The following is a 23927-nucleotide window of genomic DNA, read 5'->3' as shown; positions in this document are numbered from 1 at the left end:
AAGCAAAACCCTGCACGTCTCACAGGCCTTGCGGCCTACCTGGCACGGGTGACCGGCTCGACTGCGGAACTCGTGACCGCCGGCCCGCCGCATCCCGAACAGCTGAAGCTCCGCTCTTCCACGAACAGCGGCTCCAGCCACCGAACGCCCTTCCACCGGGTGTGCGCATCAACCTCCCGGCCCGGGGCACTTGGGGCTGTGGGCGCATCTCGAGCGCCCGCACCATGGGGAGGGCATCGTGACGTCGTCCAACACGCAAGGGCGCGGCCGGGCCGCGAAGTCCGCGGTCCGTTCCACGGAGCGCGAGACGCTGACCGCCGCAGGGCGGGCGGGCTTCGTCGCGCGCGGCATCGTGTACGTACTGATCGGACTGTTGTCCATCCGGATCGCCGTCGGGAGCGGCGGCGGCCAGGCGGACCGGCAGGGCGCGCTGCACGAGATCGCGACACAGCCCTTCGGGAAAGCGATGCTGTGGGCCCTGGCGGTCGGCTTCGGATCCATGGCGCTCTGGCGGGGATCCCGTGCCGTGCTGACCAGGGGGCCCCGTCGGAAGGTGGGTGCGCGACTCCTCGACGGTGGCCGGGCGGTCTTCTACGCCTCAGTCTGCTGGGCCACGGCGGTGTACGCCGCCGGCGGCGGCCAGGGCTCCAGCAGCAACGAGCAGTCGCAGGACTGGACGGCGTCGGCGCTCGAACTGTCGTACGGCCAGGTGCTGGTGGGGGCCGCGGGCTGTCTCCTGATCGGCGTCGGCGCGGTACTCGCCGTCCGGGCGGCCATGCGAAGCTTCCTGCGGCAGCTGGACACCGCCACCATGAGCCGTCGTACGAAGCAGGTCGTCACCGCTCTGGGCGTGGGCGGAGGCGTGGCGCGTGGCGTCGTGTTCGCCGCGGCCGGAGTCTTCATCCTGGTGGCAGCCGTCCGCTTCGACCCGGACGAGGCCAAGGGCGTGGACGCGACGCTCCGGAGCTTCGCACAGACACCGGCGGGACCGTGGCTCCTGGTCGCCGTCGCGATCGGCCTGATCCTCTTCGGCGTCTTCTCCTTCGCCTCGGCCCGCTGGCGCCGACTGTGAACGCTGCCCCGAGCCACTGCCAGAGCCGCTCCGGCGGCGGCAGCGGAGGCGAGACAGCCCGCGCCAAGATTGTTCGGGCGGCAAGTCCCGTAACCCGTTAGCTCAGTACGCGGCTGTTCGGCGCGGTCTGCAGCCATTCGTTGAGGCCGATACGGGGGTAGGCGGACCGTTGCCGTGGAGGAAGGGCTGACGGTGACGACGTCGGCCATCGCCTGAGCGACGAGTGTGGCGGGCGGGCCGAAGGAGCCGGGGCGACGCGGAAGAGGTTTCACTGCGCCGACGGTGTGGTCCCTCAGGAGCAGGGCCTGGACGGCCCCGAATCCGCTGAGGAGGGCGGAGCCGGTCTTCCACCACAGGGTGCGAGCGGCGCCGAGCAGCCGTGCCGGCCGCCCGTAGTCGCTGAAGCCCTCCTCGGCCCCCGAGTCGTCCCGGACCGGTGCCCATGGCCGCCTCCAGGAGGCAGCGCGGAGAATGTCCGGCCTCCGGCCCGTCGTGCGCACCGAGCGGGGCCGGCCCACCAGGTTGACGATGTGCCGGGTATCGAACCCCGTGGCGCTCGGCTACGTGTTGGTCGGTAAGGGAATGGGGCGCGGGCTCGCGAGGTCAGGTTGAGCCTGAAGCGGAAGATCTCCATACCCGGGTGGTGCCAATCTCGCGCGACGGGCTGCCCATTGACCGAACGAAACGATGCCCGACTCCGCCGTACGGCGGTGTGTCGAAAGGAGTGCGACCGTGAGCTGTAGACCTCGTTGGCATGCTCTTCCGCGACCCTGGCGCGCGCTGTTGGCCCTGGCAGTGTGCTTGGGTGCGCTGCCGCTCATCCTGTTGAGCCGCGGCACGACCGCCGCGTCTGCCGCGACCCCCGTGCACGTGTACGTCGCCGGCGACTCGACCGCGTCGACCTATACCACCGGCCAGGCGCCCCGGACCGGCTGGGGACAGGCCATCCCCGTCTTCTTCAACTCCAACGCGGTGGTCGTGAACGTCGCCAAGTCGGGCGCCAGCTCCAAGAGTTTCATCGACCTCGGCCGGCTCGACCACATCCTCGGCCTCATCACCAAGGGCGACTACCTGCTCATCTCGTTCGGGCACAACGACGAGAAGTCCGACGACCCCACCCGCTACACGATCCCGGCGACGACGTACAAGTCGTACCTGTCGCAGTACATCGACAAGGCGCGGGCCAAGGGAGCGAACCCGGTCCTCATCACGCCGGTCGAGCGCCGCCGCTTCAACAGCGCCGGCGTCATCACGGCCAGTCATGGCGCGTACCCGGCCGCCATGATCGAACTCGCCACGGCCAAAGGTGTGCCGCTGATCGACCTGACCGCCTCCAGCACGCGGCTGTGGAACGCGCAGGGAGTCGTGGGCACCAAGAACTACTTCATGATCCTGCCGGCCGGGGTGTACCCCAACTACCCGGACGGCATAGAGGACAACACCCACTTCCAGGCGTACGGCGCGATCCAGGTTGCCCGGCTGATCGCCCGTTCGCTCAGCAGCGGAGCCGTCATCCCCGCGGCCGACTTCCAGAAACTCGACGACGCGATCCCCACCAGCGCGATCGTCTGGCCCGCCACCGCACCCTACTGAGCACCCGTAACCCCTCCGTGTGATCCGTCCGCCGCGCCCCGCCGCGGCCAAGAGAAAGCAGCCCCACATGCCCCTCCTTGCCAGACGCCGATTCACGAGCGCCCGCGCGACCGTCGCCGCTTTAGTCATCGTGGCCGCAGCCGTCACCGTCGGCACCGACAATGCCTCGGCCGCCACCGCGATCACGGTCGCCGCCGATGGTTCGGGCAACTACACCACCGTCCAGGCAGCCGTCGCGGCCGCCTCCACGGGAACCGTCATCACGATCAAGGCCGGCACCTACCAGGGTCAGGTGTCCATTCCGTCGGGCAAGTCCGGCATCACCCTGCAGGGTGCCACGGGCACCGCGACCGACATCGTGATCACCGGTAGCGCCCCGGCCTCCACCGCCGGGACGGCCGGCAGTGCCACCGTGCTGAACATGGCCGCGAACACCACGATCAAGGGCCTCACGATCGCCAACACCTACGCTGCCCACGACAGTCAGGCCCTGGCTCTGTATGCGGGCGGCGACCGGCAGTTCTACCGTAACGTCCGGTTGCTCGGCTACCAGGACACCTTCCTGTCCTGGGGCGGCACCGGCAGTTCGCAGGTCCGCCAGTACGTCTACAAGAGCTACATCGAGGGTGCCGTCGACTTCATCTACGGCAACGGGGCGCTGGTGATCGACAGTTCGACGATCCGCTCGCTCGACCGCGCCAGTACCAACAACGGCTACATCACCGCCGCGGCCACCAACACCAGCAACAAGTACGGCATCCTGATCACCCGGTCGACCCTGCTGAGCACCGCCGCCTCGCAGACGGTGGCGCTGGGCCGCTGCTGGCACGCCGGCGGCGCCGCGGACGCGACAGGCCAGGTGCTCGTCCGGGACTCCACGCTCGGCGGCCACATCCGGCAGGCCGGTGCCTGGCAGGACATGGGCGGCTTCTCCTGGAAGACCTGCCGGTTCTCGGAGTACAACAACACCGGCTCCGGCGTCACTCAGGGAACCAGCGACCGGCCACAGATCAGCGCCTCGACGGCCGCGAGCTACACCGCCCAGAACTACCTGGCCGGCAATGACAGTTGGAACCCGGTGCAGTAGGGGAACCGGCTGCGGCGAGTCGGTCACGGACCGACTCGCCGCGTGGCGGACGACGATCTTCATGCACGGGCCTTGACGGTTCTTCAGGGGAACGGCGAAGCGGACCGTGTCCCGGGTCCGCAACTCCGCCTCCTGCGCGGCCATGGACGACTCCTGACCCGTCCGGCCCGACGCCCGTACGTACATCGCCTCGCGCCGGGTCGGCACCTCAGGACTTTCACCCTCGATCAACTCCGCGAGCGCCTGCGTCGAAAACCGGCGCTCCCGCCCCACCCACACCACGGGAACCCTGCCCGCATCCGCCCATACCCGCAGGGTGTCGGGATGCAGACCCACCCGACGCGCGGCTACCGACAGACGAAGGAGTTCCATTTCCGGGACGCTACAGAGGCCCAACACGAGCTATCCACAGATCAGTTCACCTGTCGCTCAACCATGTGAGAACAACGCGTACCGGCCCGGCCGCCGACAGACCCTGATATACAGCCGAACCCAGGAAACACAGGCAAAACCAACAGCTGCAGTCAACCCTGGATGATGTCCTGCGGGTCCAGGCCGGTGAGCTGCGCGATGCGCTGTGCGGGAATCCCGGAGGTGAGCGCCCGGTGGACCAGGGACCGCCAGTCCTGGGTGGTGTCCCGGAAGCTGAGCAGTTCGGACTCCATGTCCGTCACGGAGCGGGGCGCGCAGGCCTGCTCCACCCGCACCGTCTCCTCCTCGCTCAGGGGGACTGGCAGACGCTCCGCATCGTCGGGGATGAGCACCTCGGCCCCAGAGGGGACGATCCTGACGCACTCCGAGGAGGCGGGGACGCCATGCGCGCTCAGCCATCCCAGCACCGCAGGGGTCTCGGCACACTCCAACTCCCCGACGGTGGCCAGGGCTGCGCCCAGACGCGGATGACGCTCGGGGAGAACGAACAACAAGGCATCGTCGGCCATGATTGTGGCACCACTCTCTCGCAGAAAATTGAACACGAACGTGATGCCAATACCCTCGGAAGGCGCTCCGACCCCAAGTGAATCGCCAACTCACCCGGGTGGATGGCCAGGCCCGTCAACTCACTGAGCGGGAAACGACGTTGGCGCCGTCACCAATCACTGCTCCAGGTGCCGTGTGATGGAGAGCGACGACGGTTGGCGTGCGCACCAGCAGGCGACGCCGCACGATGCTCGCCACCGGCCGCGCCCGCGAGCAGGTCACCGTCCACCGGGATCCTGAAAGTGGACGACGACGGCGGCCGTCGTCCGAGAGGTGGCGGGCCTATCTGGACGCGGACCGGTGTACCTACCCACCCGGTGACCGTGAGTGGCGATCCGTATTGCGCCGGGGGCCGTTGGCGGCCCGAACAGACCTCGCAGCACCGCCCGTTCAGATCCGAGCGGGCCCGCTGGTAGGAGAACCTGAACTCCCTGTGCTCACGACTGTGGCGCCCTCCCGGGGAACGCGAAAGCCCCGGCTGGACGGGGGAGACCAGCCAGGGCGCTGCGGTGGTGACGTGCGGAGGGCGGTCGCCTCGCGGCGAAAGGCTCCATGGGGCTTCAGCCGAACGATCTTCCCCATGGGCTGTAGGTGAGGCCCGGGGACACTGTCCCCTCCGCAGCCACATACAGATGAACAGTCGGCGCCATCATCGAGCGCGAACGCTCCCGGGGCGGCCAGGCGCCCGTGGCCGAGTACGCCGCCACCACAACGTCAACTCCTGGCCCAGTGCGCTGGGTCGTTGGGCCCATGTGTTGCCGGACAGCTCATTTCGATCAAGGTCTGACGGGGCTGAGATACGGAAAAGACGTTTGTCCGAGCGGAATCGGTACAGACGATGAGCTGACACAGCCTTTATCTGGAAGCGGAGAAAACCATGGGCATCATCGCGTGGATCATCATCGGCCTGCTCGCCGGCGTCATCGCCAAGGCCCTGATGCCGGGCAAGGATCCTGGCGGCATCATCATCACCATGCTCATCGGCATCGCCGGCGGTCTGCTCGGCGGCTGGCTCGGCAAGGTGATCTTCGGCGTCGACTCCATCGACGGGTTCTTCGACATCTCGACCTGGATCGCCGCGATCGTCGGCTCCTTCATCCTGCTCGCCCTCTACCGCGTCGTCACCGGTAACCGGCATTCGAGCCGTCACGCATGACCTGCTGACGGCAATACGCGTGCGACGCGCTGGACGGCTCCCTCCTGTTCGCAGGACGGGAGCCGTCGGTCTGCCGGAGGAGCAACAGGCCATACGGGCTTGGTGATGCCGTGTTGTCTCGTGAGGCGTCTGCAAAACCAGTTACTCGTCGAGCAGATGACTGTCCGGTTGGGTTACGGACTGCTGGTGTCGGCGTACTTTGAGATGTGCGCGACGAAGTGCAGACAGACGTGGCGCCGGCAGGAATTCCGTAGGCCGAGATCATCTCGGTGGTGTGGTCGGTTCCAACAGCCCACCGACGCATTGCACCCACGGCACCCACGGCACCCACGACCTCCTGGACAGCGACAACCCGACAGGTCACTGCTCGGCCCCGGCGGCCGAGAGCGAACAAGAGTATGCGCATCGGGACCGCGGTCTGCCCGGTGGAGTCGGCGAGCGGGGCTTCCCGATGTCGGAGCCGCAGCCGCTCATCGCCAGCCGAAGTATCGCTTCGAAGTCCGGCCGGTCCTCCGGGTGGGGGGCGAGTCGGGTCGGCCACATGGTGGCGCGTCGGCCACCGGGCCCACCCTTTGAGAGGGCAGGGCCCGGTGGGGCGAGTCGGCCTGGGTCAGATGCTGACGCCGAAGTCGGAGGCGATCCCGGCCAGCCCGGAGGCGTATCCCTGGCCGACCGCGCGGAACTTCCACTCGGCGCCGCTCCGGTACAGCTCGCCGAAGACCATCGCGGTCTCGGAGGAGGCGTCCTCGGACAGGTCGTAACGCGCGATCTCCTGCCCGCCCGCCTGGTTGACGATGCGAATGAAGGCGCCCCGGACCTGGCCGAAGCTCTGGCCGCGGTTGTCGGCGTCGTGGATGGAGACCGGGAAGACGATCCGGTCGACCTCGGCGGGTACGCCTGCCAGGTTCACCTTGATCGACTCGTCGTCGCCCTCGCCCTCGCCGGTGAGGTTGTCCCCGGTGTGCTCGACGGATCCGTCCGGGCTGGTGAGGTTGTTGTAGAAGACGAAGTGCCCGTCCGAGAGAACCTTGCCCGAGGCGTCCAGAAGGAGGGCGGAGGCGTCGAGGTCGAAGTCGGTGCCGGTGGTCGTCCGGACGTCCCAGCCGAGGCCGACCAGGACGGCGGTCAAGCCCGGGGCCTCTTTGCTGAGCGAGACGTTGCCGCCCTTGGACAGGGAAACTCCCACTGTATTCCTCCTGGTTGAGATCCTGCGGTGCGGTTGCACCCGAAGATAATCTACAGCACTGTAGAAATAGGGTGGAGTGGTGATGGGGTGTGATGCGGGCGCGAGATCCCGGGTGTCCTTACGATGGAGCGCCCGTGAAGTGCGCGGCAGCGGAGGGGAGACAGGGCGTGACGGATCACCGGCAGTGTCCCGGGCGACGGGGGCAGGGCGAGCTGGAGGCGCTGGTGCTGTCCGCACTGCGGGAGGCGGACGGGCCTGCGACGGGAGGCTGGGTGCAGGAGCACCTGGGGAGCGATCTCGCCTATACGACCGTCATCACGATCCTGACCCGGCTGCTGGCCAAGGGTGTGGTCACCCGCGAACGGGTCGGCCGGTCCTTCGCATGGCTGCCCGTGGCGGACCAGGCCGGGCTGGCCGCCCACAAGATGCGCCGGGTGCTCGACAACGAGGGGGACCGGCAGGCCGTACTGGCGAGTTTCGTCACCAGCCTCGGTCCGGACGACGAGCGGCTGCTGCGCGAACTTCTGGGCCGATCCCGCGACGGATCCCGCGACGGAGGGGAAGACTGACACCCCATGGGGGTCTTCGCCTTTCTGCCACTGGTACGGCCGTTGACGGCGTGGCCGGTCGCCCGCCTTGCCGAGCAGCATCTCCATCCACGTACCGCGACTCGGTTGCCAACTTCAAAACGACCGCACTCGCTCATACGAGGGTTCAGGGGATGCGAACACGGCTTCCGTCTGATCCTGTGCTCCGACCAAAGAGGCACCTGACCAGGACGAAGGCCGTGGGAAATGGGTCTGCTGCATCACGATGCCGTCCGGGAGCCGTTCGCGTTGGCATCATGCTTCCGGGCCGTTTCTGCGACTGCCGGACCGCGCGGCGGACGTGGTCAGCGGCGACCGCGGAATTTGCTCAGCAGGCTCTTGGCCTGGCTCCGGCGACGGGGGTCGGCTGCGGCCCGCCGCGCCTGCTCGGCCGTACGACGCCCTTGGGGGCTCCTTGCGAACTGCTTGATACGTTCCATCATGCGTGACATGCGGTTCCATCCCTTGGTACTGGCGAGTGCCTTCCTCGGCTCGGCTACCCCTTGTGGGACGACTCAGCCCTCCCAGCCGGTGGGATGTGCGCGCGGACGGATGGCTGGTTCGTCGGCACAGGGAACACCGAGGACTCCCGACGCCAGCTCACCTGCTGCGAGGCCAGGGCGCGTCGGATCCAGAGTGGGTCGGGGAAGCTTCATGGACACGAACGATCCGGTATGGGGGCACTCGGAGCCCCTGCCGTCGGCGGCGTGACACGGCCAGGCATCGAGGCCTGGCCTAGAAGCCGAAGGAGTTGTGCGGTTCGGGGTCGGTGCGGAACAGCCGGGCCAGCTGTCCGATCGCGCCGTCGGAGTGCGGAGTGATGTGGCCCGCGTACGTCAGGTCGTGCGCCGACATGCCTCCGAAGTAGAGCGAACTGAGCGCCGGCACCGTGATGGTCAGGTCCGCCTCCTGGTCGGTGGCGACGCAGGTCGCCGTGGCACCGCCTGTGCGGAGAAACCATGTCCGGTTGTTCGCCGGGCACATTCGGTCGTCGTCGATGGTGAACGCCAACTCGCCGGCCGTGTCGTACGAACGTTGTGTCAGGGCGCGGGGGACGTCGAGCAGGCGTGCCCACAGGTTGTCCGACTGGCGGGTGATGCGCATCGCCCGTGGGCTCGCGAGCATCCACCGCAGTGGTTCGTCGCGCGGACGGCCGGGCGCCACGATGGTCCTCGTGAGGTCGAAGTCGACCAGCAGACTCCACAGGGCGCGATAGGCCACCGGGTTCGTCGCCTCCAACGCCTCAACGACGAGCGTTCCCGCGTTGCCCACTGCCGAGGACCACGGCAGGCGAAAGTTGGCTATGCCGTCCACATCGCCGTGCAGGTCACGGTGGACGAGATACCGCAGCGGCCCGTTCGTGCCGTCGGCGTCATCGGACAGCCCGTCCCAGCGCCCGGGCAAGGGGGCGAGCTCACCGACACGGTATGCACGCACCTCCGCGTGCACCATGGGCCAGAACTTCCTCGCCTGCGTGGCGTCGACCAGCTCCAGCGAACCAGGGTCGGGCGCTGCCGGAAGGAGGGCCGCCTCGTGGCGGTCCAGCTCCCACCGCACCCGATAGGTCGCCGGCGAGAAACCGAATCGGCCGTAGATGCCGCCTTCGCTCGCGCTGAGCATTGCCAACGGCTCGCCCCGGTCCAAGGCCGCCTCGAACATGGCCTGCATCATCCGCCGCAGGTGACCACGTCGGCGGTGTGTGGCGATCACCGCGGTAGCAGTGACGCCGGCCATCTTGACCGTACCTCCGCCGGGGACTGTCACATCGAAGGAGATCGTTGCCGATGCGCCGACGCACGCATCGTCGGCGAATGCCGCAATCGGATGGAAGGACTCGTCCTTGGCGTCGGCTTCTGCCCACTTCTCAAGCTGCTCGGCGGTTGCCGGAGTGCGCTGCGGAGGCCACGGCTCCGGACCGCAATGCCAAGCGGCATCGGCCGGCTCCCAGCTCGGCAGTCCGTTCGCGTAAGGCAGAGCCAGGTAGTACGCGTTCATCTCATCGCGCCTCGGCGGCCGGACCTGAATAACCATGCCGGATATTGCACCCACCGCCATCCCCTGTACACAACCGATTAATTGCTCGCCGAGCTACCAAACCGACCACTGACCACGGGTGTACCGCTACCACTCCTGGCTGCGGACGTAATCAGGCCAGCACAATCAGCGCCCTCCGGCCACGGGTGAGGCTGACGTGTCCGCGTCGCCAGACCCATGGAGTCGTAGGCAGCCCGGGTCTGGGGCATGGCAGGGCGGTGCCGCTCCGCCCATTCCACGAGGCGGTGCGGGAGGGGTGCAGCTCTCGCACCATGGCAGTGAGGCTGTACTCGGCCTTCGGCGGCATGCTGGGATGAACAGTCCTCGTCAACAGGCCGTCGTGTTCAAGTCTGCGCGGGTCCAGGGTCAGCAGCCGTCGGCTGATGCCTCAACTGAGCGTTTCCGTTCGGTGATACCTGACAGGGGCCACGCGCGGTGGCGATCAGGACGCTGACTCCCGCCTCGACCGCTGGGCGGAAGTCTTCAGCGGACTCGACACCGACATCCGCACGGTGGTCTGCGGCCACACCCGTATGCCGTACGTCCGCCTCGCCCACGGCCGACTTGTGATCAACCCCGGCAGCATCGGCATGCCCTACGGACGAACCGGAGCACACCGGGCCTTCCCGGGTCCGGGCCTCGAACTCCGCACCACCCACTTCGACATCGAGGCCGCAGTCACGCAGCTCAGCCAAAACTCGTCCTACCCCGGCATCGGTGGATGGGCCGACTATTTCCTGCACGCTCGCGCGACCGACGCCGACGCCCTCGCAGCCTTCGCCCCACGGGACGGACGCGACCACAGCCCGTGACACCCGCTCCCCACCCACGACGACGGACAGTCGAACACCGACTGCACGATCAACGGTGCCTGCCAATCCCAAGGGCCCACCCGACCCCGAATCGCCCCCACTCGACCGCCAGACGTTACCCAGGTCGCTCAGACTTCGCGGACATCGCTCAGCTTCCCTAGGTTCTTCCTGGGGATCGGGTGAGCCCTTCATATGGCTGGCCCACTCAGGGGTGTCCAGGAAGGGCAGTCTGATGACCGTGGCCGTTTGTGTTGACGGTGCGTCAGTCTGAAGTCTCCGGGCGAGGGGACGACCGGGTGAGCCGTACGCCCGTGAACCGGAGGGGCCCTCAAGGGGTGCGCAACGGCTGTTGCCCTTCGCCCGGTTCGGGTCGATGCACCCCGCGTGGCCGGTACCCGAGGCGGTCCGACCGCCCCACCAGATCTGCCAGCAGCCAGATGATGGCCAGCCACATCTCCGTCCCCTGCAGGCCCGGTTCCGGGCCCGGCCCCGCCGTACCCGGCCCGAATCCGAAGCCTTTCCCGTCCTGCCAGGTCGCCAGGGCGGCGGTGAGCCGGCGTTCGGCCCAGGCCCGGATCTCGGCCGCCCGGTAGGTGTCGTCGCCTCCGCCCCTGCCGCCCAACTGCCTTGTGCACAGCCACAACGGGTGTGCGACGTCCAGGACGTTGCAGGCGTTCTCGCGGCCCGCGCCGAAGTAGCGGGCGTCGCGACTGTGGTCCAGTACCGCGTCCACGACCTGCTCCGGATGTGGGACGGGCATCCCGAACTGCGCGAAGGAACCCCGTGTGAGCCGGTAGTAGCCGTTCACCACCTGGAGGCGGCCGGCGGTGGCCGAAGGGCTGCCCCACATGCCGGTCCAGGGGTCGGCCCGGGTGAGGAGCCACCCGAAGAGGGCTTCGAGCGCGCCCGGAGTAAGACGGGCGGTGGCGGAGTGCCGTAGGTTCCAGTGGGCGGCTGTGGCCCAGGAGTCGATCCAGGCGCCCGCGCCCCATGCGCTGTCCTGCCAGGGCAACTCCTTTAGGCGGGTCACGAGTTGACTGGCCGTCATGTCGCTTACCCCGCGGATCGGTTGAGGGAAAGAAGCGCCCAGGAGATCCAGCGCATAGCCCACCGACAGTACGTGGTACAGGGCCGGGCCCTCGCCGATGAAGCCGTCGGCGTCCATGGCGGGTGGCTGTTCGCCGAGTTCGGGTATCAGGCCGGTCGCCCGGTCCTGGAGGGACGTCAGGCGCTCGATGTGTTGCGTCCTGTCCAGTTGCTCGGGGGCGGACGACAGCAACAGGTCGGCGATCTCCACGGCATCGCAGTGCGCCCGCACGGTGGGTGCGGCGCCGGGGCGGTCGGTGTACGTGTCGCCGTTCCAGCAGCAGGCCAGGATGCCGGCGGCCTGGGTACGGGCGGTGTCGGCGAACCGGGCCAGAGCATCGCCGCCACCGTCATCGACGCCCGGAGTGCTTGGCCGCTGGCGGCCCCCCGTCTCACGCCGGTCCCGAATCCGCCGCGCCGGATTCCCCGCCGCCACCGTCCACGCCGGTAGGTCCTTCGTCACCACCGCCCCGGCGCCGATCACGCAGTGGTCGCCGATCGTGACGCCGTCGACGACAACCACATGGGAGCCGATCCAGACGTCGTCGCCCACGGTGATGCCCCGGCTGGTCTGGGGTTGCCGGAAGACCGGCTGGTCGGGGGCCATCGAGTGGTTGAAGCCCAGGAGCGAGGTGTGGGCGCCGATGCGTACGCCGGTACCCAGGGAGACGGTGCCGCGGGCCACGGTGAACGGGTTCAGCGTGCAGTCCGTGCCCGTGGTCAGGGTGCCGGTGACGTAGGCGTGGGCGGCGATGTACGAGTCGTCTCCCAGTCGCAGGAGGTCGGGGAAGACCGCCGCCGACCCGGCCACGTAGCAGCGCTCGCCCACTTCGCTGTCCCCGCCGAGAGACTGTTGCCGCTCTCGCTGCGCGGCTCGCTGCTCCTCCGTGGCCTCTTTCTCGTACAGCCAGGGACAGTGGTCGAAGCGGTCGGACGAGTGTACGGACGGCTGCTGTCGGTGATCCATGTGAGCACGCTAGGCGGACGCGTGGCGCGCGAGGAAGAGGGCGGCCGGGTACCGGTGATCTGCGATTGGTTCGAAGCGCACGGCTTCGAACTGCGGTGGTTGCCGGCACCGGACGCCGGCTTCGGGGTCGGTGTGCACCGGTTCGCCGGAGTACCCCGACCGCTATGCCGCGGCACCCGCCTGTTCGAGTTCGTGGGTTACGACGTCCTCCGTCAGTCCGTGGCAGAGGAATCCCTCGCCCGCAACGCCTCCACGCCGTACGACCAGCGCGGGCTGTAAGCGGATGGGGGGTGGAGTCGGCCTCGGGCCGTTCGCCCTGGATACCCTTCTCCAACCTGGAGTTGGCATGGACAAGGGGCACCATTGACTCCGAAACCCGCATCACATGGGCCGCCCTCACCCTCATGACCAGTCGCCGCACCCACTTACCGGCACCCCTCCGTCACCGCCCCAGCCGGCCGACGGCTCTGGACAAACCCGCAGACCCGCATACCTGCAGACGACGCCTCAGGCGCGTCGGACCCGCCAGAGCCATGCTGCCGTGCCGGCCATCAGGGCGAGCATCGCCAGGTTGGACAGGAGGGCCGGGGTGCCGGCCTCCGGGCCGCCGCTGGACAGGTTCCAGGTGCCGATGATGACACTCGGCAGGACGGCGGCGAGCAGTACGCCGGTGGTTTTCTGGACGGCGGTCCAGTGCACTGACGTGCAGAGAAGTACCGCGCCGGTGATGCGGAACAGGACGCCGAGCAGCTGCCCGGGGTGGTCGGGGAAGACCATCATGAAGGGCATCGAGAGGGTGACCATCAGGAGCGGGATCAAGGGGTGCACCTTGCCCCGTCGGGCGGGTGCACCGGCACCGCTCCGGGCTGCGGTTCCGACGGTCCCGTCGCCTGCCTCGGCCAGTGCCGTCGCCGCGATCGTGCGGGGGTCTCCCAGCTTCGCCAGGACCTCGCCGATCGCGGCATCAGGGTGTTCGGCTCGCGTCACCTCTATGTGTTCGGCGAGGTCGCCGAGGAGTTCCTGTCGACGGTCGGCGGGGAGCGCGGAGGCTTCGCGCTCGACGGCGGAGAGATAGTCGCGTACAGGGTCGGCAGAGGTCTTCATGCGAGGTCTCCGGTGGAGGGGTGCGGGGTGGTCAGGAAGGCGTCGACGGCGTTGCGGAAACCGGGCCAGACGCGGGTGAACTCGTCGAGTGCGGCCCGGCCGCTGTCGGTGAGCGCGTAGTAGCGGCGGGGTGGTCCGGAGGCGGACTCCTGCCAGGTGGTGGTGACCAGGTCGTCGCGGCGGAGCCGGGAGAGCAGCGGGTAGACCGTGCCCTGGCTGGTCGCCAGCGCACCGGAGTCCTCCAGGGCATGGAGGAGTTCCACTCCGTAGCGGGGGCGGTCGCGCATCAGTGCGAGTACGCAGTACTCCAGGACCCCCTTGCGCAGCTGGGCGGCTGCCCGGGCCTGCTTGGTCGAATCACCTGGTTCCATGCGATGCAAGATACCTGGTTCCGCAAGCCGGTGGATATGGGGGGTGGATCCTCCCATTCAACTCATCGGTCCGGTGGTGCTGGGGCTGACGGCCTTGTGGGTCGCTGCCAGGCCGTCCACCCGCGTTGGACCAGGGCAGCCCGCCTCTCCAGCGCGTGACCGTCCGGACGAGCCCTGGACCGCGCTACCCGACGCTCGTCCCGTCGCTGTACAAGGCGGATAAGGTCGTGGACCAGGTCTTCACGGGGCCGCTGACACCTTGGGGTTACGAAGCATGCCTACGCCTGAGCAGATCTGGGAGGACGCCGACCTCCCCACCCGTCGGCTCGCCGGACTGGCTCTCAACCCGTCCGTGCCGGAGGGCATCCTCCTGCGGCTGCTCTCCGACGCTCCGCTTGCCGTACGGATGGTGCTGTGCCGGGACCGGATCCTGCCCGACGCCGTCGTCGACGCGGTGATCGAGCATCCCGACACCTACACCCGCAGCTTCTTCGCCCGTAACCCCCATGTCGATCCGGCCCAGCGAGTTCGACTGCTGGATGATCCCGAGTGGTTCGTCCGCGCCCACCTGGCCGAGGGACCACGGGTGGCCGCCCCGGCCCAGCCCAGGCCTCTGCCCGACGAGGCCGTCGTCCACATGATCAGCACGTATGACGACGAACTCCTGGGCGGTCCCTTCTACCAGCAGATCTCCACCGGGCTGCGCCGATCCATGCCCACACATCCGGTCGCCAAGGTCCGCCGCTGGGGGGTCGGCAGCTGGGCATCACTGTCCGCAGACCTGCGGGCGGCACTGCTCACAGACCCCGACGACGGGGTCCGGGAGACGGCGCAGAGGCATGCACGCCATCAGGATCCGGCGTGGGTGGAGAGTGTGCTCCCTGACCGACCGTGCCACGGCCGCGCCGACGTGCTGCTCCACCACGCCCTCAGCAGAGCTGTAGTGGACGGCGTCCTCGCCAGGCCCGTCGGCAAGGGAGACAAGGCGATGATCGCCGTCAACCCCAGCCTCCCTCCCGACGTCGTGGTTCTCCTGGCCGCCGACCCGGTTGCGGAGATACGCGGCCTGATCGCACACCGCGAAGACCTCGGACCCGCCGAGCGCCGCGCACTTGTCGCCGATCCGGACCCGGACGTGCGTACGAACGTTGCGTACCGCGCGGACCTGGGACCGGCCGAACGCCGCGCGCTCACGACGGACCCCCACCCCGACGTCCGGCTGGCGGTGTCCCTCCACTCCGCGCTGAGCGAGGAGGAACGGGACCAGATCGACTACCAGGTCCCCATGGACGATTTCTTCGTCTTCCACCCCGCGCCCGAGGTTCCCCGGGATCCCATGACCGTTCGCCGAAACGCACTCTCCAACCATCCACTGCTGCGCCGGCGGGCGGCCAGGGACCACCTGCTGCCACCGGACCTCGTCGCACGCCTGGCCGACGACGGCGACCTCGGCGTACGCGTCCTGCTGGCCCAGAACCATCCAGACGCCCCCGCGCCACTTCTGCTGCGCAGCTTCCTCGAGTACACCGGTCCCGAGCGCAGCCACCTCACCACCCGGCCGGACTTCCCGACCAACGGACTGGCCGCCTTCGCCGACCACGAAGACCCTGAGGTCCGGGCCTTGGCGGCACGCGACCCCGAAACTGAGCCCGTAGTCGTGGAGCGGCTTACCCAGGACCCGGAATACGAGGTCAGGGCTGCGGCGACGCGTCACCCGAACCTTCCTCAGTCCCGGCTGGCAGTACTCCTCGGCGACGAGGAGCTGGCCCACGCTGCGGCTGCGAATCCAGCGCTGAAGCCGGACACGATCCGCCGACTGGTGAAGACGGACGGCCGACGGGTAGGGCCGCCGACGTAGAGGTAGTTGCCGGTCGTCCCCTGCGCTCTGCGAAGAACGAGTTCTGACATCCTCCCCAGCCGCAGCAGCGGGATTCCTGGCTCACGCAGCCTGGCGGACGGGCGGTCCGTCAGGTCTTCCGCAACCAGCGCCAGTCGGGTCGAGACCAGCCCGGACGAGCGCGAACCGCGCCGCAGGCGCCGGGCCACCTACAACCGTTACGGCGGGGTCCGGCACCTGTCTGCCGCCCTCGACCTGGCCAAGGGCAAGCTCTACGACCACATCAAGCCGGTCAAGAGGCGGACGCAGTTCCTGGAGTTCTGCCGTTACCTGCGCACCAACCACACAGTCCAGGCCCGCGAGTTGCACCGCTGTCTGCGGTGGCGTAAGCAGAACGCTCGGCACCCTCCTGGCCGTCCAGCGACGCGAACGCGCCCGCGTCCGCAGTGAGAAGGGCATCCGCTGGGGCGGACGCCCACTGTCCGTCACGGCCTGACGCCTGGCTCACGACCGCCGCTGGGTCCCATCACCGCGACTCACTCCGGGGCCGAACCCGGACCGGGCTGTGCTGTGTCCGGATGCAGGCCCGGCCATAATTCGCTTGCCCTGGCGGCGGGTCAACGCTGCACTGTGGCCAGACACCATCAGTCGTGGTGCCGGTAGTTCGAGGAGGCAGCGGCAGCAATGGAGATTCGTTCCACGACCGATGAGGATCTTGACGTCTTCGTCGACACGGTCCATGCCGCGTTCGGGCTCTTCCCGGAACCCCCGGTAGAGGGCGGCGGGCTCTGGTGGTCGGCGCTCGAAACGGACCGCTGCCTGCTCGCGCTGACTGCGGACGGGCGGCCGGTCGGCACCGCCGCCGCGCACTCCTTCGAGCTCACTCTGCCCGGTGAGACGCTGGTCCCGGTCTCCGGGGTGACCGCTGTTGGGGTCCTGCCCTCACACCGGCGCCAGGGCGTGCTCAGCGCGATGATGGGGCATCAGCTCACCGAGTTGCGGGCCCGCGGGGAGTTCCTTTCCGTGCTGCTGGCCTCTGAGGCCTCGATCTACGGCAGGTTCGGCTACGGACCGGCGACCTACACGGCGCGGCTGACGGTGCCGCGTCACCGGGCCGCCCTCGCCGTTCCCCGGGCGCGAGGACTGGCCGGTGCACCAGCGGACGGCTCGGACAACGGCTCGGTCGAGGTACTGCGTAGTGCCGAATGCGCCGAGATCCTGGAAGAGGTCTACGACCGGTACCGTCGCGCCCAGCCCGGCGCACTGTCCCGGCCCCACCGCTGGTGGGCCTTGCGCGCGGGGCAGCCCCCGATCTCGCCGGCGCCGCGCTACGTCGCCCTCCACCGGAACGCCGACGGCGTCCCGGACGGGTACGCCAGCTACTCGGTCGATTCCGGCACCCTGACGGTCGACGAGACCATTGTCACCGACGGCGCCGTCTTCACGGCCCTGGCCCGGTTCGTACTCGGACACGACCTGGTCTCTCAGGTCGTGTTCAAGCAGGTCCCGCCCGAGCACCCGCTGCGGTGGCAGTTCGCGGACTTCCGCGCCGGCGAGGTGAGCGGCGACATGGACTGGCTCTGGGTGCGGCTGCTGGACGTCCCGCGTGCGCTGACCGCGCGCGGCTGGTTCACCGACGGCGAGCTCGTCCTCGATATCGACGACCCGTTCCTCGGCGAGCACGGCCGCTACCTGCTGACCGTCCGGGACGGCAAGGCCGACTGCGTCTCCACGGACCGGGAGCCCGACCTGTCCCTGGACGTGCGCGACCTGGGCTCCGTCTACCTCGGCGGCACCGCCCCGAGCACGCTCGTACGTGCCGGACACATACAGGCCCACCGCCCAGGCGCGGCCACCCTCGCTGACTCCCTCTTCCGCGCCGACCGGCCCCCGCACTGCCTGCACTGGTTCTGACCGCGCGCTCGCCGGCCCTCCAAGACTCTCGTCAGCCCATAGGCACCCGTCGGGGCGGATGCTTCCGACTGGCGAAGAGGTGAATGGGGCCAGCCAGGAGCGAGGGGCGAGGTCGGCCGGGCTGGAGCGGGCACGCCAGCACGAACGACCGGACAACCTCGCCTCCCTGCGGCGGCCGGTGCGGAACTGACCCACCACCCCTGGCCCGTCCACGGGCGGGCGGTGGTGAGAACGGATTGCCTACTGGGCACGCTGCCACGCCATGCCGGTGAACCTGAGGTGTTCGCGGCGCCGGGAGCCATCCCGTATGCGCGAACCCCTCGGAGTCTGCTTCTGAGCTAGAAGGCCGCTGTCCGGTCTTCGCTGCGCGGGTCGGTCACCTGGTGCTCGGTGTAGACGCCTGCGCGCGCCTCACGTCGCCAGGGACGCCCGTAGGTCACTGCTCCGGCGGCGGCCTCGGAACTGTTGTCGAGGTTCACGACGGCCACCGATGGCGAGTCGTCCGCCGGGCACCGCGCAAGCCAGTCGCCGTTGGGGGCGGCGATTCCGGACGGTGCGGTGGCGCTGTGCTGTGCCGGCACCGACAGGCTGACCCAGTAGCTGTTGACCGTGGCGTGGCCTTGGGCTTGGGCGGCGGTATTGCCCGGGGTGCCGCTTGTGGAGAACAGGACGCAGTCGACATCCAGTTTCTCGTATTCCGCGAACAGCTCCGGGTAGTGGATCTCCATGCCGAGCAGGCAGCCGAAGCGCACACCGTCGACCTCGAAGGTCACCGGGGAGACGCCCGGCGAGTACATGTACGAGACCTTCGTCTTCGACAGCAGGCGCTCGTCGTAACGCGTGACGACCTCGCCGCGATCGGAGATGACGTAGAGGCTGTTGTGCGGGCGGTTGGGCCGGGTCAGGCGGTGCACCGATGCGATCACCGTCCACAACCGCAACTCGCGGGCCAGCCCGGCGATCGCAGCCAACTCCGATTGGAGCACCGGCCACTGGCACCGATCCCAGTCCGCCGGGCCGACCGCGTCCGGGCCGTCGATGGACATGACGTGCTTGCTGGGAAAGCAGATCGCGCCTTCGGGGAAGTGCACGATCCTCGCTCCGTGAGCACTGGCCTCGCGCATCAGGGCGCGTACCTCACGGCCGCTTTCGCGCAGCGCTTCAACGTCTCTGGGGTCATCACGTACGGGGGTCTGTGCTACGGCGAGCCGCACACTCTTGGGATTCCTTGCTTCCGGCATGACGTCTCCTGAGGGAGTCGGGCGGAAGTGCCGGAGGGCGGACGTGTAGGACTCGCCGGTCTTGGCGGCGCGGGCACGCACCTGGCGCTTGAAGTTCCTACGGGCTGTCATCGCGGCCTTCCACGCCTTGAGCGACGGCTCCCCAGCGACCTCGCCCGAGGCGATCGGGCTGCGACAACGACCTGAGACGCTGGTCCCTTTGCCTCCGATGGGAGACCGTGCTGGGGACGGTCGCGGGAGGTTCGGCGTAGGCCACGCAATCGGTCATCATGCCGTCGCTCGCAGGGTCCGTCAACATCCTTCAACACGTCCAGCGCACCTTCGAATCTTCCGGCCGACGGAGAGAAAAACTGGGCGGGCGGCGGCAGCGGCATGCAGACGGGCCGATCACGAGAGGTGGATCAGGACGGGCCGTGGGTTCGCGGCCCTTGGCCCTGCGAGCTTCGGGCAGGATGCCGGCCATGTCCGTGGCCTCCGCTCCAGCAGTACTCAACGCAGAGGGCTCTCGGCTCGCGCCGGGTGCCTCGGCCACCGCGCAGGCAGCCGTGAACGCCGCCTGTTCGCAGATCGGCGTCTGGTACAGCTGGGGCGGCGGCCACGGAGCGACGCCGGGCGCCGGCTACGGCTACTACGACGGCTCGGACCCCGACAGCCTCCACGACAACGAGCGCAAGGGCTTCGACTGCTCCGGCCTGATGCGCTACGCGTACGCCCAGGCCACCGGCAAGGACCTGCTCAACAGCACCGCGAACGACCAGTTCCACAGCTCGCAGGCCTCGGCCCGCTTCTCCGCCTCGCAGGGCAGCGCCCCGCTGTTGCCGGGCGACCTGATGTTCTGGGGCAGCGGGCATGCCCATCACGTTGCCATGTACCTGGGCGGCGGGCAGATGGTCGAGGCCTACGAGTCGGGCACCCACATCCGGGTCGCACCCGTGCGCACCGGCGGCGACTACGCGGGCGCGATCCGGATCAACGGGTCGGGCACGCCCGCTCCGCCGCCCGCGAACGGCGGTACGACGTTCGAGACCTGGGGCACGGGGGTGCGTATCCACTCCACGCCGAGTGTGCGGGGTTCCGTGGTGGACACCTTCGTCGGACCGACCCAGGTGTCGGTCCAGTGCCAGCAGCACGCGGAGAGCGTCACCGCCGATGGCTACACCAACGACATCTGGTCCAAGCTGGCCGACGGTTCCTGGCTGACGAACATCTACATCAAGGGAGCGGCCTGGCTGTCCGGCGTGCCGACCTGCTGACGCGCAGACATCCCGACCAGGGTCGCCGGAGGCTGGTCTCCGGCGACCCGGCCCGCGGCGGGTGCGAACGCCACCGGGACGCGGCCGCCTGCTGCCGCAGCCCGCCATGAGGCTGTCGACCGGCGCTCTGATGTACGAGCCGTGGAGCGAGGGCGCTACCGACGGCTGGACCCTCGCCTGCCGTGTCCGGCACGGTGAGCGCCACTGCGTACGAGCGCCGGCCGGACGGCCCGATCAGGGCGCCGACGTCCAGGGGCGTACGCCCGTCTGCGGTATCGGTACGGGGCCTGAGCCGGACCGGTTCCGCCGAGGCCGCGAGACAAGCGTTCTCCGTGTGACGCGCGCCACGCTCTTGCTCCGGAACCCGGCTGGTGGCTCGTCCGACTACTGCACTGGTACGGCGCGATCCGAACGACGCTGTACGACGTGACCTGGAGACGCGGTTGATGGACGAGTCCCGGCAATCTTCGTTGAGCGGCGTGGCCGCGTCTGTGCGGAAGGCGGCGCCCCCGCCCGCGCTCTGCGGCTTCCTCCTGCTGCTGGTCCTGATCTTCTCGGTGTCCTACGGCGTGGGCGCCGGCGTCGGCCCTGTCGCACCCGGCATGCACGGCACCAGCACCAGCACCAGCACCAATACCGGCACCAGTGCTGGCACCGGCGGCGACAGCGGCAGCGGCGGAGGTGCGGACGACATGGGAGACATGGGCGACATGCAGGGAGGGCACGGCTGATGAGCGCCGAACCGGGGACCGTCCTGGTGACCACCGACCTGACCGTAGGCGGCATGACCTGCGCGGCCTGCGTGACCCGGGTCGAGAAGAAGCTCGGCAAACTGGACGGGGTCACCGCAACCGTCAACCTGGCCACCGGAATGGCCCGCGTGAGTCATCCGGCGGACATCGGCCCGGCCGAACTCGTCGCCACCGTCGAGAAGGCCGGATACACGGCCGCCCTGCCCGAACCACCCAGGAGGAAGGAGGAGTCCGCCACCGACGACGGCGACGAGTCCGAGGGCCCCCGGCAGGAACGGCACCGTCTGGTCGTCACCGCTGTGCTCGCCCTGCCCGTGCTGGTCCTGTCGATGGCGCCCGGACTGCAGTTCCGTAACTGGCAGTGGCTGTGCTTCGCGCTCACCGCGCCCGTCGCCGTGTGGAGTGCCTGGCCCTTCCACGCGCGGGCTGTCCGGGGGCTGCGGCACTCGGCCGCCACCATGGACACACTGGTGTCGCTGGGCGTGGTGGCGTCCTTCGCCTGGTCGTCGTACGCGCTCTTCCTCGGTGGTGCCGGCGACCCCGGGATGCGGATGCCGTTCACCCTCGTGCCCACCGCCTCGGACGGCGTCGCGCACATCTACCTCGAAGCAGCCGTGGGCGTACCGCTGTTCGTGCTGGCCGGGCGGTTCCTGGAGGCGCGGGCGCGGCACGGGACGGGGGAGGCGCTTCGTTCGCTGGCCCGGCTCGCGGCCAAGGAGGTCTCCGTCCGGGCGGACGACGGCTCCGAACGGCTCGTGCCCATCGAGGAGTTGGCGGTCGGGCAGATCTTCGTCGTGCGGCCGGGGGAGCGGGTGGCCACCGACGGGCAGGTGACGGACGGAAGTTCAGCCGTCGATCTGTCCCTGGTCACCGGGGAGAGTGAGCCGATGGAGGTCGGGCCGGGGTCCGCGGTGGTCGGCGGGGCCGTCAACGCCGGCGGACTGCTGCTCGTGCGGGCGGCGGCGGTCGGCGCGGATACGCAGCTCGCCCGGATCGCCCGGCTGGTGACCGAGGCGCAGGCCGGGAAGGCGCGGGCGCAGCGGCTGGCCGACTCTGTCGCCGGGGTGTTCGTGCCGGTGATCCTGGCGTTGGCCGTGACCGTTCTGGGGTTCTGGCTGGGTGCCGGGGCCGATCCGCAGGCGGCACTCACCGCGTGTGTGGCCGTCCTGGTCGTGGCCTGCCCGTGCGCCTTGGGCCTGGCAACCCCGACCGCGCTGATGGCCGCCACCGGCCGGGGTGCCCAGTTGGGTGTCCTTGTCACCGGGCCGCAGGCGCTGGAGGGGCTTCAGCATCTCGACGCCGTGGTCCTCGACAAGACCGGCACGCTCACCACCGGCCACATGACCGTCGCCAAGGTCACGGCCGTACCGGACGGACTCGGGAGGGATGCCGTTCTGCGGTTGGCGGGGGCCGTCGAACAGGGCTCGGAGCATCCGCTCGGCAGGGCCGTGTCCGCCTGCGCCCGGCGGGAGTCCGGCGGGCAACGGCTGCCGGACGTCAGCGAGTTCAGCGCGTTGCCAGGGCGCGGCGTACGGGGACGCGTCGAGGGACGGCTGGTCGAAGTCCTCGCGCCCGACGACGACCTGCCTGCCACGCTCGCGGAGGCTCTGGCGGGAGCCGAGTCCGCCGCCCGTACACCCGTACTGGTCCGGGTGGACGGCACGGCCGAAGCGTTGATCGAGATCGGGGACGTCGTACGGCCCGGAAGCCACCGCGCGGTGGACCGGCTGCGGCGGCTCGGCATACGGCCGGTGCTCGCCACCGGCGACCGGGAGGCGCCCGCGCGGGCCGTCGCCGAGGCGCTCGGCATCGAGGAGGTGCACGCCCGCTGCACACCCGAGGGAAAGGCCGACCTCGTACGGCAGTTGAAGGAGCAGGGGTACCGGGTCGCGGTCGTCGGCGACGGTGTGAACGACGCCGCCGCACTGGCGGGTGCCGACCTCGGGATCGCCATGGGCAGCGGCACGGACGTGGCTATCGGCGCCGCCGACGTGACCCTTGTGCGCGGTGACATCGAGGCCCTCGCGGACGCGGTTCTGCTGGCCCGGCGCACGCTGGGCACTATTCGTACGAACCTCGTCTGGGCCTTCGGCTACAACGTCGTGACCGTCCCGTTGGCCATGGTCGGCCTGCTCAACCCGATGGTCGCCGCGGCGGCCATGTCGGCCAGCTCGGTGCTGGTCGTCGTCAACAGCCTGCGCCTGCGCGCCTGGCAGCCCTCGACCTCGCCCGCCGCCTCCCGGAGACGTACCCGATGACCGACCAACGTCCGTGGCGCCCGACCCGCCGCCGGCTCACCGACACCTTGCTCGCCGCGCTCGCGCCCGTCGCCGTGTGCGGTCTCGCGCTCGGTGGGCTGAGTACCTGGACCGCCTATGGCAACGCCGGCGGTCCGGCCCGGATCAAGGTCACCGAGGGCAAGGTCTTCGCGCCCTCCGGCGCAACCCCGGTCACGGCGGCCTTCTTCCGGATCACCAACAGCGGGGGCGCGGTGGACCGGCTGGTGAAAGTGACGACCACCGAGGCCGGCCCAGGTGTGCTCACCCTCAACCGGCACGTCATGACCAGCTCCAACACGGCCACCGACGAGACGGTGGCCTCGGTCGCCGTCCCGCCCGGAGACAGCCTCGACATGTCCCCGGACGGTCTCGACGTGATAGTGCCGGTCAAGAAGGGCTGGCAGCCCGGTGACCTCGTCGCGTTCACCCTGCACTTCGAGCACACCGGAGTTGTGAAGACCCTGGCTGTGGTGGTCGGTCCGGGCCAGGACAGCACCTGACGCCTCAGCCACGAGGGCCGGCCGGACCCTCCGTCCGGATCCGACAGGGCACTGTGTCCTGTATCACTCCTTCCGGAGTGAGTGACGGACCCGGGTCCTGTGCGTACCCACCTGC

General features: G+C 69.3%; 20 protein-coding genes and 3 pseudogenes. 15 read left to right on the top strand and 8 right to left on the bottom strand.

Going from position 1 to position 23927, the window contains the following annotated elements:
* The first annotated feature begins 238 nt into the window (after positions 1–238).
* The 3 genes from G3I71_RS05370 to G3I71_RS05360 all read left to right on the top strand — a co-directional run bounded on the left by G3I71_RS05370 (position 239) and on the right by G3I71_RS05360 (position 3752).
* Positions 239–1072, top strand: a complete 834-nt coding sequence (locus G3I71_RS05370; RefSeq protein WP_164312765.1) for a DUF1206 domain-containing protein — start codon at positions 239–241, stop codon at positions 1070–1072.
* An 825-nt stretch (positions 1073–1897) separates the two neighbouring features.
* Entirely contained in the window at positions 1898–2665 is a 768-nt protein-coding gene (locus tag G3I71_RS05365) for a rhamnogalacturonan acetylesterase (protein ID WP_239148934.1), read from the top strand.
* Between the two features lie 67 nt (positions 2666–2732).
* Positions 2733–3752 carry a pectinesterase family protein gene (locus G3I71_RS05360; protein WP_164312763.1) on the top strand — a complete coding sequence of 340 codons (1020 nt, stop codon included), beginning with the start codon at positions 2733–2735 and terminating at the stop codon, positions 3750–3752.
* A gap of 524 nt (positions 3753–4276) precedes the next feature.
* On the opposite strand, the gene G3I71_RS05355 is transcribed toward G3I71_RS05360, so the two are convergent.
* Entirely contained in the window at positions 4277–4693 is a 417-nt protein-coding gene (locus tag G3I71_RS05355) for a DUF6003 family protein (protein WP_164312762.1), read from the bottom strand.
* 917 nt (positions 4694–5610) lie between these two features.
* Here G3I71_RS05355 and G3I71_RS05350 point away from each other — a divergent pair.
* Complete coding sequence (locus G3I71_RS05350; protein ID WP_164312761.1) at positions 5611–5889, top strand: GlsB/YeaQ/YmgE family stress response membrane protein; 279 nt, start codon at positions 5611–5613, stop codon at positions 5887–5889.
* 610 nt (positions 5890–6499) lie between these two features.
* On the opposite strand, the gene G3I71_RS05345 is transcribed toward G3I71_RS05350, so the two are convergent.
* Complete coding sequence (locus tag G3I71_RS05345) at positions 6500–7075, bottom strand: TerD family protein (protein ID WP_164312760.1); 576 nt, start codon at positions 7073–7075, stop codon at positions 6500–6502.
* A gap of 167 nt (positions 7076–7242) precedes the next feature.
* On the opposite strand from G3I71_RS05345, the gene G3I71_RS05340 reads away from it, so the two are divergent.
* Together G3I71_RS05340 and G3I71_RS50870 are read left to right on the top strand one after the other, a co-directional pair.
* Positions 7243–7644 (top strand): BlaI/MecI/CopY family transcriptional regulator, encoded by a 402-nt coding sequence (locus tag G3I71_RS05340; RefSeq protein WP_164312759.1) that lies wholly within the window; start codon positions 7243–7245, stop codon positions 7642–7644.
* A gap of 6 nt (positions 7645–7650) precedes the next feature.
* A pseudogene (locus G3I71_RS50870) lies at positions 7651–7758 on the top strand (M56 family peptidase); the annotation flags it as partial.
* A gap of 639 nt (positions 7759–8397) precedes the next feature.
* On the opposite strand, the gene G3I71_RS05330 reads toward G3I71_RS50870, so the two are convergent.
* The gene (locus G3I71_RS05330; RefSeq protein ID WP_164312758.1) at positions 8398–9657 is read right to left on the bottom strand and encodes a GNAT family N-acetyltransferase; all 1260 of its coding nucleotides are present in this window, start codon (positions 9655–9657) and stop codon (positions 8398–8400) included.
* 151 nt (positions 9658–9808) lie between these two features.
* Entirely contained in the window at positions 9809–10027 is a 219-nt protein-coding gene (locus G3I71_RS50865; RefSeq protein WP_239148931.1) for a hypothetical protein, read from the bottom strand.
* A 121-nt stretch (positions 10028–10148) separates the two neighbouring features.
* On the opposite strand from G3I71_RS50865, the pseudogene G3I71_RS05320 reads away from it, so the two are divergent.
* Positions 10149–10508, top strand: a pseudogene (locus G3I71_RS05320) (metallophosphoesterase); the annotation flags it as partial.
* A gap of 328 nt (positions 10509–10836) precedes the next feature.
* Here the strand turns inward: G3I71_RS05320 and G3I71_RS05315 are convergent.
* Positions 10837–12561, bottom strand: a complete 1725-nt coding sequence (locus tag G3I71_RS05315) for a DapH/DapD/GlmU-related protein (RefSeq protein ID WP_164312757.1) — start codon at positions 12559–12561, stop codon at positions 10837–10839.
* Positions 12562–12582: 21 nt separating this feature from the next.
* Between G3I71_RS05315 and G3I71_RS05310 the strand changes: the two genes are divergently transcribed.
* Positions 12583–12840 carry a hypothetical protein gene (locus tag G3I71_RS05310; protein ID WP_203729436.1) on the top strand — a complete coding sequence of 86 codons (258 nt, stop codon included), beginning with the start codon at positions 12583–12585 and terminating at the stop codon, positions 12838–12840.
* A 228-nt stretch (positions 12841–13068) separates the two neighbouring features.
* On the opposite strand, the gene G3I71_RS05305 is transcribed toward G3I71_RS05310, so the two are convergent.
* Entirely contained in the window at positions 13069–13665 is a 597-nt protein-coding gene (locus G3I71_RS05305) for a hypothetical protein (protein WP_164312756.1), read from the bottom strand.
* Entirely contained in the window at positions 13662–14036 is a 375-nt protein-coding gene (locus tag G3I71_RS05300) for a PadR family transcriptional regulator (protein WP_037696304.1), read from the bottom strand. Before G3I71_RS05300 ends, G3I71_RS05305 begins: the two co-directional genes overlap by 4 nt.
* Before the next feature lie 274 nt (positions 14037–14310).
* Between G3I71_RS05300 and G3I71_RS05295 the strand changes: the two genes are divergently transcribed.
* The 3 genes and pseudogenes from G3I71_RS05295 (at position 14311) to G3I71_RS05285 (ending at position 17787) form a co-directional block, all read left to right on the top strand.
* Positions 14311–15894, top strand: a complete 1584-nt coding sequence (locus tag G3I71_RS05295) for a hypothetical protein (RefSeq protein ID WP_164312755.1) — start codon at positions 14311–14313, stop codon at positions 15892–15894.
* A 150-nt stretch (positions 15895–16044) separates the two neighbouring features.
* Positions 16045–16369 (top strand): annotated as a pseudogene (locus tag G3I71_RS52600) (hypothetical protein); the annotation flags it as partial.
* Positions 16370–16557: 188 nt separating this feature from the next.
* Entirely contained in the window at positions 16558–17787 is a 1230-nt protein-coding gene (locus tag G3I71_RS05285) for a GNAT family N-acetyltransferase (RefSeq protein ID WP_164312754.1), read from the top strand.
* 338 nt (positions 17788–18125) lie between these two features.
* On the opposite strand, the gene G3I71_RS05280 is transcribed toward G3I71_RS05285, so the two are convergent.
* Positions 18126–19139 carry a carbon-nitrogen hydrolase family protein gene (locus G3I71_RS05280; protein WP_164312753.1) on the bottom strand — a complete coding sequence of 338 codons (1014 nt, stop codon included), beginning with the start codon at positions 19137–19139 and terminating at the stop codon, positions 18126–18128.
* A gap of 350 nt (positions 19140–19489) precedes the next feature.
* Between G3I71_RS05280 and G3I71_RS05275 the strand changes: the two genes are divergently transcribed.
* From G3I71_RS05275 to G3I71_RS05260, 4 genes are all read left to right on the top strand, one after another.
* Positions 19490–20281, top strand: a complete 792-nt coding sequence (locus G3I71_RS05275; RefSeq protein ID WP_239148930.1) for an NlpC/P60 family protein — start codon at positions 19490–19492, stop codon at positions 20279–20281.
* A gap of 446 nt (positions 20282–20727) precedes the next feature.
* Complete coding sequence (locus tag G3I71_RS05270; RefSeq protein ID WP_164312979.1) at positions 20728–21012, top strand: hypothetical protein; 285 nt, start codon at positions 20728–20730, stop codon at positions 21010–21012.
* Positions 21012–23291 carry a cation-translocating P-type ATPase gene (locus G3I71_RS05265; protein WP_164312751.1) on the top strand — a complete coding sequence of 760 codons (2280 nt, stop codon included), beginning with the start codon at positions 21012–21014 and terminating at the stop codon, positions 23289–23291. Before G3I71_RS05270 ends, G3I71_RS05265 begins: the two co-directional genes overlap by 1 nt.
* Complete coding sequence (locus tag G3I71_RS05260) at positions 23288–23812, top strand: copper chaperone PCu(A)C (protein ID WP_164312750.1); 525 nt, start codon at positions 23288–23290, stop codon at positions 23810–23812. The genes G3I71_RS05265 and G3I71_RS05260 overlap by 4 nt, the downstream gene beginning before the upstream one ends.
* Positions 23813–23927 lie beyond the last annotated feature (115 nt).

The organism is Streptomyces sp. SID12501, from assembly GCF_010550245.1.
Taxonomy (GTDB): domain Bacteria; phylum Actinomycetota; class Actinomycetes; order Streptomycetales; family Streptomycetaceae; genus Streptomyces.
Note: the sequence above shows the minus strand (reverse complement) of the source record. Positions and strands in the feature narration are given on the sequence as shown.

Bases quoted from the DNA above. Each gene is read 5' to 3' on its own strand.
- G3I71_RS05300 (WP_037696304.1), bottom strand. From the start codon at position 14,036: ATGGAACCAGGTGATTCGACCAAGCAGGCCCGGGCAGCCGCCCAGCTG.
- G3I71_RS05350 (WP_164312761.1), top strand. From the start codon at position 5,611: ATGGGCATCATCGCGTGGATCATCATCGGCCTGCTCGCCGGCGTCATC.
- G3I71_RS05360 (WP_164312763.1), top strand. From the start codon at position 2,733: ATGCCCCTCCTTGCCAGACGCCGATTCACGAGCGCCCGCGCGACCGTC.
- G3I71_RS05280 (WP_164312753.1), bottom strand. From the start codon at position 19,139: ATGACAGCCCGTAGGAACTTCAAGCGCCAGGTGCGTGCCCGCGCCGCC.
- G3I71_RS05260 (WP_164312750.1), top strand. From the start codon at position 23,288: ATGACCGACCAACGTCCGTGGCGCCCGACCCGCCGCCGGCTCACCGAC.
- G3I71_RS05295 (WP_164312755.1), top strand. From the start codon at position 14,311: ATGCCTACGCCTGAGCAGATCTGGGAGGACGCCGACCTCCCCACCCGT.
- G3I71_RS05270 (WP_164312979.1), top strand. From the start codon at position 20,728: ATGGACGAGTCCCGGCAATCTTCGTTGAGCGGCGTGGCCGCGTCTGTG.
- G3I71_RS05305 (WP_164312756.1), bottom strand. From the start codon at position 13,665: ATGAAGACCTCTGCCGACCCTGTACGCGACTATCTCTCCGCCGTCGAG.
- G3I71_RS05285 (WP_164312754.1), top strand. From the start codon at position 16,558: ATGGAGATTCGTTCCACGACCGATGAGGATCTTGACGTCTTCGTCGAC.
- G3I71_RS05275 (WP_239148930.1), top strand. From the start codon at position 19,490: ATGTCCGTGGCCTCCGCTCCAGCAGTACTCAACGCAGAGGGCTCTCGG.
- G3I71_RS05330 (WP_164312758.1), bottom strand. From the start codon at position 9,657: ATGAACGCGTACTACCTGGCTCTGCCTTACGCGAACGGACTGCCGAGC.
- G3I71_RS05265 (WP_164312751.1), top strand. From the start codon at position 21,012: ATGAGCGCCGAACCGGGGACCGTCCTGGTGACCACCGACCTGACCGTA.
- G3I71_RS05355 (WP_164312762.1), bottom strand. From the start codon at position 4,693: ATGGCCGACGATGCCTTGTTGTTCGTTCTCCCCGAGCGTCATCCGCGT.
- G3I71_RS05315 (WP_164312757.1), bottom strand. From the start codon at position 12,561: ATGGATCACCGACAGCAGCCGTCCGTACACTCGTCCGACCGCTTCGAC.